Origin of the sequence: Pseudomonas sp. BW7P1, from assembly GCF_024981055.1 — a bacterium.
Lineage (GTDB): Bacteria > Pseudomonadota > Gammaproteobacteria > Pseudomonadales > Pseudomonadaceae > Aquipseudomonas > Aquipseudomonas bananamidigenes.
On record NZ_CP103374.1, the window covers coordinates 591,339 to 606,971 of the forward strand.

The window sequence follows — 15,633 nt, forward strand, 5'->3', positions numbered from 1 at the left end:
TCATTCAGGCATTCGCCAGGGTATTGCCGGACGAACGCTCACTCTCAGGAAAAACTGCCGAACCAGAGCCGCTACCGTCGGTCAGACCGTCTAGGCTCTGACAATTCCCCGCTTGCTCGAGGTCCTATCGATGACTCAAGAACCACTAGTTCGCGAAGCAGAGGTGGCCGCATTCCGCGACGCCGTCCTGACCAAGCTCACCTACGCGGTGGGCAAAGACCCGGATCACGCCTTCGACCATGACTGGTTCGAAGCCATCGCCCTGGCGGCGCGCGATCACATGGTCGAGCACTGGATGGATCACACCCGACAGATCTACCGCAAAGGGCAGAAGCGGGTGTATTACCTCTCGCTGGAGTTTCTCATCGGCCGTTTGCTGTACGACAGCCTGAGCAATCTGGGCTTGCTTGACGTCGCTCGCGAGGCGCTGACCGAGCTGGGCGTGGATCTGGAGCGCATCCGCCTGCTGGAGCCCGACGCCGCGCTGGGCAACGGCGGCCTGGGACGGCTGGCGGCGTGCTTCATGGAAAGCATGTCGACTCTCGGCATCGCCGGCCACGGCTACGGCATTCGGTATGAGCACGGCCTGTTCCGCCAGGCCATCGTCGACGGCTGGCAGCAGGAGCAGACCGAGCACTGGCTGGATTTCGGCAACCCGTGGGAGTTCGAACGGCCGGAGGTCGTCTATACCATTGGCTTCGGCGGCAGCGTCGAAACCGTCACCGATGTCACCGGCAAGAGCAAACAGGTCTGGCAGCCGGCCGAAACCGTGCGGGCGATTGCCTACGACACCCCGGTGGTCGGCTGGCGCGGGGCGAGCGTCAACACCTTGCGCCTGTGGCGGGCCCGGGCGATGGAAGATCTGCACCTGGAGCGCTTCAACGCCGGTGACCATTTGGGTGCCGTGGCCGAGGTGGCGCGCGCCGAAAGCATCTCCCGCGTGCTTTATCCGGCGGACAGCACCGAGGCCGGGCAGGAGCTGCGCCTGCGTCAGGAATACTTTTTCGTCGCCGCGTCGCTTCAGGATCTGCTGCGCCGTCATCGCAACATGCACACCTCGGTGCTGACCCTTGGCGATCACGCGTCGATCCAGCTCAACGACACTCACCCTTCGATTGCCGTCGCCGAACTGATGCGGCTGCTGGTGGATGTCTACGACGTGGCCTGGGATGCGGCGTGGCAAGTCACCGTCGATACGCTGTCGTACACCAACCACACGCTGCTGCCAGAAGCACTGGAAACCTGGCCGGTAGGGCTGATGGAGCGCATGCTGCCGCGGCACATGCAGATCATTTATTTGATCAACGCCCAGCACATCGATTCGCTGCGGGCCAAAGGCATTCACGATTTCGACGTGTTGCGGGCGGTTTCGCTGATCGAGGAAGACAACGGCCGTCGGGTGCGCATGGGCAACCTCGCGTTCCTCGGTTCCCACAGCGTCAACGGCGTGTCGGGCCTGCACACGCAACTGATGCGCAAGACCGTGTTTGCCGAACTGCACAAGCTGTATCCGGAGCGGATCAACAACAAGACCAACGGCATCACCTTCCGCCGCTGGCTGTACCAGGCCAACCCGGAGCTGACGTCGATGCTGGTCGATGCCCTCGGCCCGGATGTGCTGGACAACCCCGAAGAGCGTTTGCTGGATCTTGAACCGTTCGCCGAAAAAGCGGCCTTCCGCAAGGCCTTCGCCGAGCAACGGCTGCACAGCAAAAAAGCGCTGGCCTATCTGATTCACGAACGGCTGGGGATCGCAGTCAATCCGGCGGCGATGTTCGACGTGCAGGTCAAGCGGATCCACGAATACAAGCGTCAGTTGCTCAACCTGATGCATACGGTCGCGCTGTATCAGGCGATTCGCGCCCAGCCGGAAACCGACTGGGTGCCGCGGGTGAAAATCTTCGCCGGCAAGGCGGCGGCCAGTTATCACCAGGCCAAGCTGATCATCAAACTGACCAACGACATTGCCCGGGTGGTGAACAACGACCCGACCGTGCGCGGCCTGCTGAAGGTGGTGTTCCTGCCCAACTACAACGTCAGCCTGGCGGAGAGCATCATTCCGGCGGCGGATCTCTCGGAGCAGATCTCCACCGCCGGTTTCGAGGCGTCGGGTACCAGCAACATGAAGTTCGGCCTCAACGGCGCGCTGACCATCGGCACCCTCGACGGTGCCAACGTGGAAATGTGCGAGCGCATCGGTGCCGAGCACATGTTCATTTTCGGCCTGAGTGCCCAGCAGGTCGAAGCGCGCAAGCAGAACCACGAGTTCAGTGCCGCGCCGGACATCGCCGCCTCTCACCGTCTGAGCGATGTATTGCAGGCGATTCGCAGTGGTGTGTTCTCGCCGGATGACACCTCGCGCTACACCGGGCTGATCGATTCGCTGATGGACTACGACCGCTTCCTGGTCTGCGCCGACTTCGATGCGTACTGGGAAGCGCAGATGCGCGTCGATGCGCTCTGGCACGACTCGAACAACTGGTGGCGTTCGGCTGTGCTGAACACCGCGCGGATGGGCTGGTTCTCGTCGGACCGGACGATTCGCGAGTACGCCACGGATATCTGGAAGGCACTGGAGTAACTTTTAGCGACAAATGTGCGCCCGGCCCCACGCTCGTTGGGCCGGGCCGATATACTGAGCCCTGATTTCGCCCCGTTCCGGGGCTGCTCAGGGATATCGACCATGCAATGGATGTTCATGTTGATCGGGCTGCTGCTCGGTTGGCTGCTCGACGAGTCGTTCAGTTCTGCGCTGTTGGGCGCGCTGCTGGGCCTGGTGATCGGCCAGACGATCCGGATCGCCCGGCTTGGTTCGCAGAGTGCCGAACACAAGGTTCAACTTGAACAGGCGAAAATCGCCTTGCAGGCTGTCGAGCAGCGTTTGTTTCTGCTCGAAGGCGCCGGCGTGCGGGACACCTCACCGGGCGTCGAGCCCGCTCCAGAGACCGCTGTCGAACCGCTCCGGGTGACCGAAGAAGCCCCCGCCGCAGTACCCGAGCTGGTCTGGGAACTGCCGCCCGAACTCGAACCGGTCGCTGCCGAGGCCCGCGAAACCCATCAACCGTTGCCGGCCGATGTCTGGCAACTCGACGCCGTCACGCCTGAACCACAACCGCCCGCCGAACCCCGTGGCCCGAACCTCATCGAGCGTGGCATCAGCGCTGCGCGCAACTGGCTGTTCGGTGGCAACACCGTGCTGCGGGTGGGTGTGGTGCTGTTGTTCTTCGGCTTGGCGTTCCTGCTGCGTTACGCCACCGAAGGCATGGTGGTGCCGATCGAAATGCGCTACGCCGGAGTTGCCGCAGCCGCACTGGGACTGCTGGCGTTGGGCTGGTGGCTGCGCCATCGCAACAGCAGTTATGCACTGATGTTGCAGGGCACCGGGATTGCGGTGTTGTACCTGACGGTCTTCGCAGCGATGCGCCTGCATCCGCTGCTCGATCCATCCGCCGCCCTGGGTTTGCTGGTGGCCGTGACGGTGTTTTCGGCGATCCTGGCGATCACCCAGGATTCTCTGGCCCTGGCCTGCGCCGCCGCATTGGGCGGTTTCGCCGCACCGATCCTGACCTCCACCGGCGCCGGCAACCATGTCGCGCTGTTCAGCTATTTCGCGTTGCTCAATGCCGGCATTCTCGCCATCGCCTGGTTCAAGGCCTGGCGTCTGCTCAACCTGATCGGTTTCGCCGGCACTTTCGGCATCGGTTTCGCCTGGGGGGTGCGTTCGTATGCGCCGGAGCTGTTGTGGAGCACCGAGCCGTTCCTGATTCTGTTCTTCCTGATGTACTTGGCCATCGGCTTGTTGTTCGCCCGACGCAAGTTGCTGGACATGCCGGACGCCCCGGCAGACGGCGACCGTGAGGCGCTGCTGCATTGGTCGGCGCGCAAGGGCGACTACGTCGACGGCACCCTGCTGTTCGGTCCGCCGCTGGTGGGTTTCGGCCTGCAATTCGCGCTGGTGCAGCATCTGGAATTTGCCGCCGCGTTCAGCGCATTGGCGCTGGGCATGATTTACATGACCCTGGCTCGATTGTTGATGGGCGGTCGCGCCTTGTTGCTGGGCGAAACCTGCCTGGCGCTCGGGGTGATTTTCGCCAGCCTGGCGATTCCGCTGGGGCTGGATGCGCGCTGGACCTCTGCGGCCTGGGCGGTGGAGGGCGCGGGGATTTTCTGGCTTGGCTTGCGTCAACATCGCCCGTTCGCCCGAGTCTTTGCTTTGTTACTGCAACTGGGCTCGGCGCTTGCGTTTCTCGGTCAATTGCGCGTCGGCGAAAGCAGCCTGCTCGACGGAGCACCGCTGGGCGCGCTGATGCTTGGTATCGCGCTGCTGTTCAGTTTCCATCAGTTGCGCAAAGCCTCGGTGGACCACACCGCGGCGTGGGAGCGCCAGGGCCTGCCGGTGTTGGCGAGTCTTGGTCTGACTTTCCTCTATCTGTTGGCGCCGCTGTTTTTCTTCACCCATGGCACGGCAATCAGTTGGGCCTTGGCCGGTCTGGTGACGCTGTTCGCCGGCTTGCGCCTGCAATCGCGCACGTTCCTGTTCACCGCATTTGCCGTGCAACTGCTGGGTGGTGCGTTGTTCCTGTTGCGCCTGCAAGGGGCGGGCGAGGATTCGGCGGCGGTGTTCAGCGCCGGCTGGAGTGGTTTGCTCAGCGCATCGCTGATCGGTCTGGCACTGATCGCCGGCATGTTGCTGGCGGCGCGTGACGAGATGGTGCGCAGCGATGTGCGGCTGCTGCGCGGCTTGTCGGTGGTGCTGCTGGCGGGGCTGGTGCTGATCAATCTGGCGGTGTTGTTCGTGCTGCCGTGGCAGACGGCGAGTGCGGTGTGGGCAGCCAGTGGCTTGCTGATTATCTGGCTCAGTCTGTACCTCAAGCAGCGCGTGAGTTTTGTCTTCGGTCTGTTGTTGCAGTTGATCGGCGGCGCGGCGTTCTTGCTGGCCGGGCCCGAACTGCTCGGGCCTTTGTCCAGTGAAGGTCTGCGGCCGCTGGGTCATGGTGGATTCTGGACGCCATTGGTGCTTGGGCTGGCAGCGATGATCGGTGCGTGGCGCCTGCAACTGGGCAATCATGCTTCGGCGTTCGATGTGCTGAGTTTGCAGCGACTGTCCGAAGTGCTGCTGGTGTGGGGTGCCGGTTGGTGGGCGCTGGCGTGGGTCAGTGAGGTGCTGCGTTTTGCGCCGCTGAATCTGCAGGCGACGTTATTGCTGCTGGTCGCCGCGCTGAGTGTCGCCTTGTGGACGCTGTTGGCATCGCGCCTGAAATGGCCGTCGCTCGGGTTGCTCTGCACCTTGCTGATTCCGGCGGCCGGGCTGGTGTTGCTCGCCGCGTGGCACTCGCGTTATCACCCGGCGGCCAACGTCGGCTGGCTGGCGTGGGCGGCAGTGTTCGCGGTGCATTTCTTCAGCCTGCGGCGTCTGGCGTCGATGTTGCCGGCGCGGGCCTTGAGCACAGCCCATGTGCTCGGCTGCTGGTTGCTGATCGGCGTGCTGGCGCTGGAGTTGCGCTATGGCCTGCTGCTGTTGTCCGAGCAATACAACGCCTGGCGCTGGCTGGGCTGGGCGATTCTGCCGAGCGTGTATCTGTTGCTGATGGCCGCGCCGCGCAACTGGCCGTGGCCGGTGGCGGCGTTCGCTCGCGAGTACCGCTTGTACGCGGCGGCGCCGCTGGCGCTGTTGATGCTGATCTGGTTCTGGCTGGCGAACGGTGTCAGCGACGGCAATGCCGAGCCGCTGCCCTACGTGCCGCTGATCAACCCCCTGGAGCTGGGGCTGCTGATCGCGTTGTTCAGCGTTTATGTCTGGTCACGCAGCGCGGTGACCGAGCTGTCGATCCGCAAGAATTACGCCGCTCATGCCTCGCAACTGATCGCCGGTGTTTCGCTGTTCGCCTTCTGCACCGCGCTGGTGACCCGCGCCGCGCATCATTGGGCGGGAATCCCGTTCGAGCTGGATCTGTTGCTCGAATCGATGCTGGTACAGGCCGGATTGTCCATCGTCTGGACGCTGATGGCGCTGGGGCTGATGATCGGCGGGCACCTGCGCCATCGCCGCGAAGTGTGGCTGATCGGTGCGGCGCTGATTGCGCTGGTGGTGGCCAAACTGATTTTTGTCGAGTTGAGCAACCGTGGCGGTCTGGCCCGGATCGTCTCGTTTATCGGCGTCGGCGTGTTGCTGCTGGTGGTGGGTTATTTCGCGCCGCTGCCGCCCAAACGCGTCGAAGCTGCACCGGAGGCGGACAAACCGGCCCCGGAAACCGAAGGAGTGTCGTCTTGAGTCGCTTATTGAATCTGGGGTGGCTGTTGCTGAGTGTGGCCATGACGGCCGTCGGCCAGGAAAAACCGGCGGACTTTGCGGCGCAGGTGCCGTTGTCGGTCACTGGCGCGGGTCCGTGGTATCGCCTCGAACTGCCGCTGAACGTGCAGTTGCAGGCGCGTCAGACCGATCTCAGCGATCTGCGGGTGTTCAACGCCGCAGGTGAACCGCAGGCCTATGCGCTGGCCCGAGAATCGGCGCAGATCCGCGACGACGGTCGCTTGAACGCGGTGAAGTGGTTCCCGCTGTACAACTCGGCGGATGCCACAGAACGTGCTCCGAGTGTGCGGGTTCAGTCGACCACCACCGGCACGCTGGTGGAAGTGCAGCCATCCAGCCAGCTGGAAGCGGGGGAAGAGGTGCTGCGCGGCTGGTTGCTGGATGCCAGTGCAATCAAGGCGCCGTTGCAGCAACTGATCCTCGACTGGACCAGCGAGCGGGATGGCTTCCAGCGATTCAGCATCGAGGCCAGCGACGACTTGCAGCACTGGCAACCATGGGGTGAAGGCCAGATTGCACGCCTGACCTTTTCCGATGAGCGCATCGAACAGCATGAAGTCGCGCTGCCGGGGCAATCGGCGCGTTATCTGCGCCTGCTGTGGGATTCGCCCAATGCGGCACCAACGCTGACCTCGGCGCAACTGAAAAGCAGCGACCCGCAAAACCTGCCGTTGCCGCTGGTCTGGTCACCGGCGCTGGCCGGCAGCAGCACCAGGACCGGTGAATACACCTGGCAGCTGCCGATGGGGCTGAATGTCGAACGGGTTCAGGTCGAGTTGAAACAGCCCAACAGCCTGGCGCCGGTGACGCTGTCGGGACGCCGCGAAACCAGTCTGCCGTGGCAGACGATGAGCAGTGGTCTGCTTTATCGCCTGACCCAGAATGGCCAGGACGTGGTGCAGAACGAATTGCAGCTCTACGGGCAGACCGTACAGCAGTTGAAAATGACGGTCGACGAACGCGGCGGCGGTCTCGGCGAACAGGCCCCGAGCCTCAGGTACGCGGTGCGCGCCACTCAGGTGATCTTCCTCGCCCGCGGTGACGGGCCTTACAGCCTGGCCTTGGGCAATCCGACGGTGAGAACGGCGAATTTGCCGCTGAGCACGCTGATCCCCGATTTCAAACCGGAGAAACTGGCCACATTGGGCAAGGCCACGGTGCAAGGTGAAGCGGTGGCAACCCGGACAACGACGACTACCACCTCGGCCACGACGGACACCAACTGGAAGAAATTCGGCCTGTGGGCGGTGCTGCTCCTCAGCGTGCTGTTTCTGGCGGCGATGGCGTTCAGTCTGCTGCGCAAACCACCGGCCAAATCCTGAATCGGACGGGTGTGGCCGCTACACCCGTCGGGTTTGCGACTACGCTGAAAACCGTGCCTGAACTCTCCCGGTCCGATCACGTCTGATAGCAGGAATTGCACTCGACGCACGTTACCGGGCGTCATTGCTCGCTACGTTTTCAGACTCCCTGTAAACTGCGCGGGTTTTCAGCCCCCCATTCCACCGGAGCCGTCCATGTCCCGCGTTACCCTGAGTCGCTATTTGATTGAGCAGACCCGCAGCAACAACACTCCTGCCGATCTGCGCTTCCTGATCGAAGTGGTGGCGCGTGCCTGCAAAGAGATCAGCCACGCCGTGTCCAAAGGCGCCCTGGGCGGCGTGCTGGGCAGCATGGGCACCGAGAACGTCCAGGGCGAAGTGCAGAAGAAGCTGGACGTGCTGTCCAACGAAATTCTGCTCGAAGCCAACGAGTGGGGCGGTCACCTGGCCGGCATGGCGTCCGAAGAAATGGACAACGCCTACCAGATCCCGGGCAAATACCCGAAAGGTGCCTACCTGCTGGTGTTCGACCCGCTGGACGGTTCCTCGAACATCGACATCAACGCCCCGGTCGGTACCATTTTCTCGGTACTGCGCTGCCCGAACGAATACCTGAGCCAGAACGAAGCCCTGAACGAAAAGGCCTTCCTGCAGCCAGGCACCCAGCAGGTCGCTGCCGGTTATGCGATCTACGGTCCGCAGACCATGCTGATCCTGACCCTGGGCAACGGCGTGAAGGGCTTCACCCTGGACCGCGAAATGGGCAGCTTCGTCCTGACCCACGAAGACATCACCATTCCTGAAAGCACCCAGGAATTTGCGATCAACATGTCCAACCAGCGTCACTGGGAAGCCCCGGTACAGCGCTACGTTTCCGAACTGCTGGCCGGTGAAGAAGGCCCGCTGAAAAAAAACTACAACATGCGCTGGGTCGCGGCGATGGTGGCCGACGTACACCGCATCCTGACCCGTGGCGGTCTGTTCATGTACCCGCGCGACAGCCGTGAGCCGTCCAAGCCGGGCAAGCTGCGTCTGATGTACGAAGCCAATCCGATGTCGTTCCTGGTGGAACAGGCGGGTGGCGCTTCCACCGACGGTCACCAGCGCATCCTCGACATCCAGCCTGAAGGCCTGCATCAGCGCGTAGCGGTGTTCCTCGGCTCGAAAGAAGAAGTCGCCCGCGCCACGGCTTACCACAAGGAATAAACCATGACCGCGCCCTGGCAGCCGTTGCTCGATTGGTGGTTCGGCCATGCCGAGTCGGCTACTGAAGTGACGGCGCAACAGGGCAAGTTGTGGTTCGGCAAGAAAGACCGCCAGGACCTCGAAGCGCGTGAGCGTTTCGGGGTCCTTGTCGATCAGGCTCTCGCCGGCGGATTGACCGAGTGGACGCAACGTCCCGAAGGCTGGCTGGCGGTGGTGCTGCTGCTCGATCAGCTTCCTCGCATGATTTTTCGCGATACCCCCAAGGCTTTTTCCGGCGATCTGCGGGCGCAGAAGCTGGTTGCCCAAGGCATCGCGGCGGATTTCGACCGGCAGTTGAAACCGATTCAGCGACTCTTCATCTACCTCGTCTTCGAACACTGCGAAAACCTCGCGGTGCAGAACGAAGCAGTTTCGCGGTTCATCGAACTGGTGGCCGAACAGCCGGAAGCGGAGCGCGGGGTGTTTGCCGACAATCTGGATTATGCCGAGCGGCATCAGAAGGTGATTGCGCGATTTGGACGGTTTCCGCATCGCAATGCGGTGTTGGGAAGGGAGTCTACGGTGGAGGAGTTGGTGTTTCTTTCCGAGCCCGGGTCCAGATTCTGAATCTCCGTTGTTGCTGGGGCCGCTTTCGCGAGCAGGCTCGCTCCCACATTTGAAATACTTTTCAGTGTGGGAGCGAGCCTGCTCGCGAAGAGGCCTGCGGCAGTGCCTTAAATCCTGAAACTACCCACCAACTGCTTCAACCGCGCAGCCTGCTGCTCCAGATCCGCACAAGCGCGCAACGTCGCCTGCAGGTTCTCCACGCCTTCCTGGTTCAGCGTGTTGATCTCATTGATGTCGACGTTGATCGACTCGACCACCGCCGTCTGCTCTTCGGTCGCGGTCGCCACCGACTGGTTCATCCCGTCGATCTCGCCGATGCGCTGGGTCACGCTTTCCAGGCGTTCGCCGGCCTGGTTGGCGATGCCGACGCTGCTTTCGCTCTCGCGCTGGCTCTCGATCATGATGCCGACCGCCTGACGTGCGCCCACCTGCAATTCTTCGATCATGCTCTGCACTTGCTGCGCCGAATCCTGGGTGCGGTGCGCCAGATTGCGCACTTCGTCGGCGACCACGGCGAACCCACGACCGGCCTCACCGGCGCGGGCCGCTTCGATGGCGGCGTTGAGCGCCAGCAGGTTGGTCTGCTGGGAGATGCTGGTGATCACTTCCAGAATCTGCCCGATGTTCACGGTGTTGCTGTTCAGGGTTTCGATGTTGCCACAGGAGTCGCTGATCTTTGCCGACAGTTGCTGCATCGCATGGATGGTTTTATCCACAACCTGCTGGCCGTCGACCGCCAGGCTGCGTGCATCGCTCGAGTGTTGCGAAGCGAGGGCGGCGTTCTGGGCGATTTCCTGGGCGGCGGCGCCGAGTTGATTGATAGCCGCGGCGACGCTGTTGGTGCGCGAGGCCTGCTGATCGGAATTGAACATCGACGAGTTGGATGCTGCGACCACGCGCAGGGCGACTTCGTTGACCTGCCCGGTGGCCGAAGACACTTCGCGGATCGAAGTGTGAATACGCTCGACAAAACGGTTGAACGACAGACCCAGCGCGCCGAATTCGTCGTGGCCATGGATGGTCAGGCGTTTGGTCAGGTCGCCTTCGCCTTCGGCGATGTCATGCATGGCGCGGCCCATGGTCAGCAGCGGTTGCATCAGCACGCGGATCAGCATGCCGAGCAACGCGATGATGATCACCACGGCAATGACCATGGCGATCAATGCCGAGGTGCGGAACTCGCTGAGCATCGAGAACGCCGTGTCCTTGTCCAGCACCAGGGCCACGTACCAGTCGGCCGATGGCACGCCATTGACCCGGGTGAAGGAGATCAGTTGGGTCTTGCCGTCGAACTCGACTTCCTTCAGGCCCGGGCTGACTTTTGGCGCACCGTTGGGATAGGCCTCGGTCAGGGTCTTGAGCACCAGCTTGCTGTCCGGGTGGATCAGGATCTTGCCGTCGGCACTGACGATGAAGGCGTGGCCGTGGCCGCCGAAATTCAGCGAGTTGATGATCGCGCTGACGCTGGTCAGGTCGATGTCGGCGCCGGCCACACCGATCATCTGGCCTTGACGCTGCACCGGGGTGGCGATGGTGATCACCAGTTTGCCCGACGAGGCGGCGATGTAGGGCTCGGTGACGATGGTCTGCTGGGCGCTGTTCGCAGCCTTGTACCAGCCACGGGCGCGCGGGTCATAGTCCGGTGCGCGGTTGCCGGCCGGAATCGAGAACATCACGCCATCGGCGCCGCCGAAATAGCTCAGCTGGAAATTGCCGGTGTAGGCAGGCAGGTCGATGATGCGTTTCAGGCTGGCCGGAGCACTGCCATCGGCGACCACCTGCTGCGACATCGATTGCAGCAGCTGGATTCGGCTTTCCAGCCAGGTCTGGATGTTGCTGGTGGTCAGGCTGCCCAGTTCCTGCATCGAGGATTCGGTGCTGTTGCTCAGGGCTTCGCGTTGTCGATAGTCGTTGAACAAAATGAAACAGGCGAACGCAACGGCCACCACGAGGGCGGCAGCCAACAAGATCTTGTGGCTGAATTTCATGTTTCTGGTCATTAAGTGAGCTACCGCGAAGGGGCTGGTCAAGAAAGGGCGGCAATTTGCCACACTCTCGGGCTTTGCGCTGCTCTTATTTCGACCGCTGCGCGTCAAAGATGAGAACGCTTTCGTTAAAGGCGACGAAATGCTCAATAGCCCTACAAAGTGTCTGATTTATCGATGAAAGCCGGACGAGCGGGTCAATAAATAGCCGCCTGCCGAGGGAACCAGACAGGGGTTTTCTCTTCTAAGCTTCTGGTTGGCGCCAGGCCATCCCCCTTCCGTTCCAGGAGTTACACCATGTCGCTGCGATCTATCGCCCTTCTGTCGTTTTGCGTGCTGTTGGCCGCCTGCAGCAAGGTCAATCAGGAAAACTATTCGAAGCTCTCGACCGGCATGGCCAAGGCGGAAGTGGAAACGCTGCTCGGCAAACCCACCGATTGCTCGGGCGCGCTCGGCATGTCCAGTTGCACCTGGGGCGACAAGAACAGCTTTATCAGCGTGCAGTACGCCGGTGACAAAGTGCTGATGTTTTCCGGCCAAGGCCTGAAGTAAACCGGGGCTACGCGCCCACGGGAGAAAAACAATGAAGCGGTTATTGCTTATCCTTTTTGCCGGCCTGGTATTGGCCGGCTGCGCCACGACCGGTGAAGATCCGCTGGCGCCGAAGACAGTTCACAGCGTCAACCTCAAGCGTTACCAGGGCACCTGGTATGAGCTGGCGCGGCTGCCGATGTATTTCCAGCGCAACTGCGCCCAATCCGAAGCCCGGTATACCCTCGAGCCTGACGGCAACCTGGGGGTGTTCAACCGTTGCCTGACCAAGGACTGGCAATGGGAAGAGGTCAAGGGCAAGGCTTATCCACAGGTGCCGGGCAAGACCGACAAATTGTGGGTCGAGTTCGATACCTGGTTTTCGCGGCTGATTCCGGGTTTGGCCAAGGGCCAATACTGGGTGCTGTACGTCAGTGACGACTACAAGACCGCCATCGTTGGCGACCCGAGCCGACGTTACCTGTGGCTTTTGTCGCGCACGCCGACCGTCAATGGTGTCGTGCGTGAGGACCTGCTGAGCAAGGCGCGGCAGCAGGGGTACGACACCACGCGGTTGATCTGGCGGACGTCGGATCAGCAGATGGCCAGGACGTCCAACTGACGCATAACAAAAAACCTGTGGAGGATGTCCTCCACAGGTTTTTTTATGTCAGCCCAACAACTCTCGCAGCACCTGGGTGAAGGCGCGATCACTGTCTTCTTCCCCGGCATGCCGGCCTTCACGTACGACCCACTGACCGTTGACCAGCACATCGCGAACCTGACGGTCACTACCGGCAAACAGCCAGCGGTTGAGGATCCCGTCGCCGCTGGTGGTGGCCAGATACGGATCGTTGCCATCGAGCACGATCCAGTCGGCGCGTTTGCCGACCTCCAGCGCGCCGATCGGCTGGCCCAGTGCCTGAGCGCCACCGTCCAGGGCGGCGTCATACAGCGTGCGCCCGACCATCGGTTGATCCGCGCCATACAAGCGGTTGCGTCGCTGGTCGCGCAGACGCTGGCCGTATTCCAGCCAGCGCAATTCTTCCACCACGCTCAACGACACATGGCTGTCGGAACCGATGCCCATGCGTCCACCCTGAGCGAGGAAATCCACCGCCGGGAAAATTCCGTCGCCTAAATTGGCTTCGGTGGTCAGGCACAGGCCGGCAATGGCGCGACTCTTGGCCATCAGCGTGACTTCGTCCGGATTGGCGTGGGTGGCGTGCACCAGGCACCAGCGCTGATCGACTTCGGTGTTTTCGTACAGCCATTGCAACGGACGGCGACCGCTCCAGCTCAGGCAATCGTCGACTTCCTTCTGCTGTTCGGCGATGTGGATGTGCACCGGGCAATGCTTGTCGCTGGCCGCCAGCACTTCGCTGATCTGCTGCGGCGTGACCGCGCGCAATGAGTGGAAACACAATCCCAGCGACTGCGCCTTCTGCCGAGCGAGCAACGGCTGCAGGCGCGATTGCAGTTTCAGGTAGTTTTCGGTGCTGTTGATAAAGCGGCGCTGACCGTCGTTGGGCGTCTGGCCACCGAAACCGCTGTGGCTGTAGAGCACCGGCAGCAGCGTCAGACCGATGCCGGCGGAGCTGGCGGCCTGGCTGATGCGCAACGCGAGCTCCGCCGGGTCGGCGTACGGCTGGCCGCTTTGATCGTGATGAACGTAATGGAATTCGGCCACCGAGGTGTAACCGGACTTGAGCATTTCGATGTACAGCTGACGGGCGATCACGCCGAGCTGGTCCGGGCTGATTTTTCCGACGAGCCGGTACATCAAGTCGCGCCAGGTCCAGAAACTGTCGTTGGGATTGCCGGCCACTTCCGCCAGTCCCGCCATCGCTCGCTGGAATGCGTGGGAGTGCAGATTCGGCATGCCCGGCAGCAGCGGACCGCTCAGCCGTTCGGCGCCCTCTGCGGTGGAATCGGCCTGGATTCGGGTCAACACGCCATCGGCACTGACCTCGAGACGTACATTGTTGGCCCATCCGTTAGGCAGCAGTGCGCGTTCGGCAAAGAAGGCGGACATGGTTCAGCACCCCATCGTGTGTTATTTGTATATACATATACAGACGTTTGCCTGCCCGGTAAACTCCGGCAAGCTAGCAACCTTATCCAATGAACAGGGATCCATCGTGCCGACTCCGCCTCCAGTCTCTCCGTTGGCCGCGAACATGGGCGACAGTCCGGCGCCCTTGTACGCCCGCGTCAAACAGATGATCACCCAGCAGATCGACAGTGGTAACTGGCCGCCGCATTACCGCGTACCGTCGGAAAGCGAACTGGTCAGCCAGTTGGGCTTCAGCCGCATGACCATCAACCGCGCGTTGCGCGAGATGACCGCCGACGGTCTGCTGGTGCGCATGCAGGGCGTCGGTACCTTCGTCGCCGAGCCGAAGAGCCAGTCCGCGCTGTTCGAAGTGCACAACATTGCCGACGAAATCGCCTCCCGTGGCCATCGCCACACCTGCCAGGTGATCACCCTGGAAGAAGAAGCCGCCGGCTCCGAGCGCGCCCTGGCGCTGGACATGCGTGAAGGGCAAAAGGTGTTCCACTCGCTGATCGTGCATTACGAAAACGACATACCGGTGCAGATCGAAGATCGCTTCGTCAACGCGCTGGTCGCGCCGGAATACCTCAAGCAGGATTTCACCCTGCAAACGCCATATGCCTATCTGAACCAGGTTGCGCCGCTGACCGAAGGCGAACATGTGGTCGAAGCGATCCTCGCCGAGCCGTCCGAATGCAAATTGCTGCAGATCGAAAAGGGTGAGCCGTGCCTGCTGATCCGCCGCCGCACCTGGTCGGGCCGTCAGCCGGTGACCGCTGCGCGTCTGATCCACCCCGGTTCCCGTCATCGTCTGGAAGGTCGGTTTCATAAATAAAAAGCATAAACAGAGAGCATAAATGAGCGAGTTGAAGGTTCTACGCGCCGAAGGCTACCCGCGCATGCCGTGGAAAAACGGCGGCGGCAGCACCGAGGAAATCACCCGAGACGCCGGTGCCGGTCTCGACGGTTTCGGCTGGCGCCTGTCGATTGCCGACATCGCCGAATCCGGCGGTTTCTCGACGTTCAGCGGTTATCAGCGGGTGATCACGGTGTTGCAGGGCGACGGCATGACCTTGTGTGTCGACGGTGACGACACACGACCGCTGTTACCCCTTGACCCGTTCGCCTTCAGCGGCGAAAGCCAAGTGTCCTGTACGTTGCTCGGCGGAGCGATCCGCGACTTCAACCTGATCTACTCGCCGCAGCGTTACAGCGCGCGCTTGCAGTGGTTGGAGGGCGAGCAGCGGTTTTTCAGCTCCGCCGGCACGGTTCTCGTGTTCAGCGTCAGCGAGTCGTTGCAAGTGCAGACCGGTGACAGCGCTGCGCAACTTGGCCGACATGATTGCCTGCAACTGGACGGCAACACCGGTCTGGTGGAGATTGCTGTCAATGCCGGATGCTGCGTGATCGAGCTGACGACACGCTGATACATCTGCGCATGTAAAACACATTGTGGCGAGGGAGCTTGCTCCCGCTGGGCTGCGAAGCGGCCCCGGTCTGGAATTCGCCAGAACCGGGCGCCCTTCGGTCTTCAGCGGAAGCAAGCTCCCTCGCCACTTTTGCATTTCAAATCCTGTTTCCCCCGGCGCACCAACTTGTTACCGAACGCCCCAGCGT

Annotated in this window: 11 protein-coding genes; 9 read left to right on the top strand and 2 right to left on the bottom strand. The window is 62.1% G+C overall.

The window, feature by feature from the left end; genetic code table 11:
- Positions 1-130 precede the first annotated feature (130 nt).
- From NWV16_RS02690 to NWV16_RS02710, 5 genes are all read left to right on the top strand, one after another.
- Positions 131-2,581 carry a glycogen/starch/alpha-glucan phosphorylase gene (locus NWV16_RS02690; protein WP_260521867.1) on the top strand — a complete coding sequence of 817 codons (2,451 nt, stop codon included), beginning with the start codon at positions 131-133 and terminating at the stop codon, positions 2,579-2,581.
- A gap of 102 nt (positions 2,582-2,683) precedes the next feature.
- Positions 2,684-6,271: a DUF2339 domain-containing protein gene (locus NWV16_RS02695; RefSeq protein WP_260521868.1), complete on the top strand. Its 3,588-nt coding sequence runs from the start codon at positions 2,684-2,686 to the stop codon at positions 6,269-6,271.
- Positions 6,268-7,632, top strand: a complete 1,365-nt coding sequence (locus NWV16_RS02700; RefSeq protein WP_260521869.1) for a DUF3999 domain-containing protein — start codon at positions 6,268-6,270, stop codon at positions 7,630-7,632. Before NWV16_RS02695 ends, NWV16_RS02700 begins: the two co-directional genes overlap by 4 nt.
- Positions 7,633-7,827: 195 nt before the next feature.
- The gene (locus tag NWV16_RS02705; protein ID WP_065261556.1) at positions 7,828-8,838 is read left to right on the top strand and encodes a class 1 fructose-bisphosphatase; all 1,011 of its coding nucleotides are present in this window, start codon (positions 7,828-7,830) and stop codon (positions 8,836-8,838) included.
- 3 nt (positions 8,839-8,841) lie between these two features.
- The gene (locus NWV16_RS02710; protein ID WP_260521870.1) at positions 8,842-9,444 is read left to right on the top strand and encodes a DUF924 family protein; all 603 of its coding nucleotides are present in this window, start codon (positions 8,842-8,844) and stop codon (positions 9,442-9,444) included.
- A gap of 107 nt (positions 9,445-9,551) precedes the next feature.
- Here NWV16_RS02710 and NWV16_RS02715 read toward each other — a convergent pair whose 3' ends face one another.
- The gene (locus tag NWV16_RS02715) at positions 9,552-11,444 is read right to left on the bottom strand and encodes a methyl-accepting chemotaxis protein (protein WP_260521871.1); all 1,893 of its coding nucleotides are present in this window, start codon (positions 11,442-11,444) and stop codon (positions 9,552-9,554) included.
- Between the two features lie 282 nt (positions 11,445-11,726).
- Between NWV16_RS02715 and NWV16_RS02720 the strand changes: the two genes are divergently transcribed.
- Positions 11,727-11,981, top strand: coding sequence for a hypothetical protein (locus tag NWV16_RS02720; RefSeq protein WP_119428670.1), 255 nt, complete (start codon positions 11,727-11,729; stop codon positions 11,979-11,981).
- A 31-nt stretch (positions 11,982-12,012) separates the two neighbouring features.
- On the top strand, positions 12,013-12,582 hold the full coding sequence (locus NWV16_RS02725) for a lipocalin family protein (protein WP_260521872.1): 570 nt from the start codon (positions 12,013-12,015) through the stop codon (positions 12,580-12,582).
- Between the two features lie 48 nt (positions 12,583-12,630).
- Here NWV16_RS02725 and NWV16_RS02730 read toward each other — a convergent pair whose 3' ends face one another.
- A complete protein-coding gene (locus tag NWV16_RS02730; protein WP_260521873.1) occupies positions 12,631-13,995 on the bottom strand; it encodes a formimidoylglutamate deiminase in 1,365 nt (454 codons plus the stop codon).
- A 145-nt stretch (positions 13,996-14,140) separates the two neighbouring features.
- Between NWV16_RS02730 and hutC the strand changes: the two genes are divergently transcribed.
- Positions 14,141-14,851: a histidine utilization repressor gene (gene hutC, locus NWV16_RS02735; protein WP_162803449.1), complete on the top strand. Its 711-nt coding sequence runs from the start codon at positions 14,141-14,143 to the stop codon at positions 14,849-14,851.
- A 22-nt stretch (positions 14,852-14,873) separates the two neighbouring features.
- Positions 14,874-15,443: a HutD family protein gene (locus tag NWV16_RS02740; RefSeq protein WP_260521874.1), complete on the top strand. Its 570-nt coding sequence runs from the start codon at positions 14,874-14,876 to the stop codon at positions 15,441-15,443.
- The last annotated feature ends 190 nt before the right edge of the window (positions 15,444-15,633 follow it).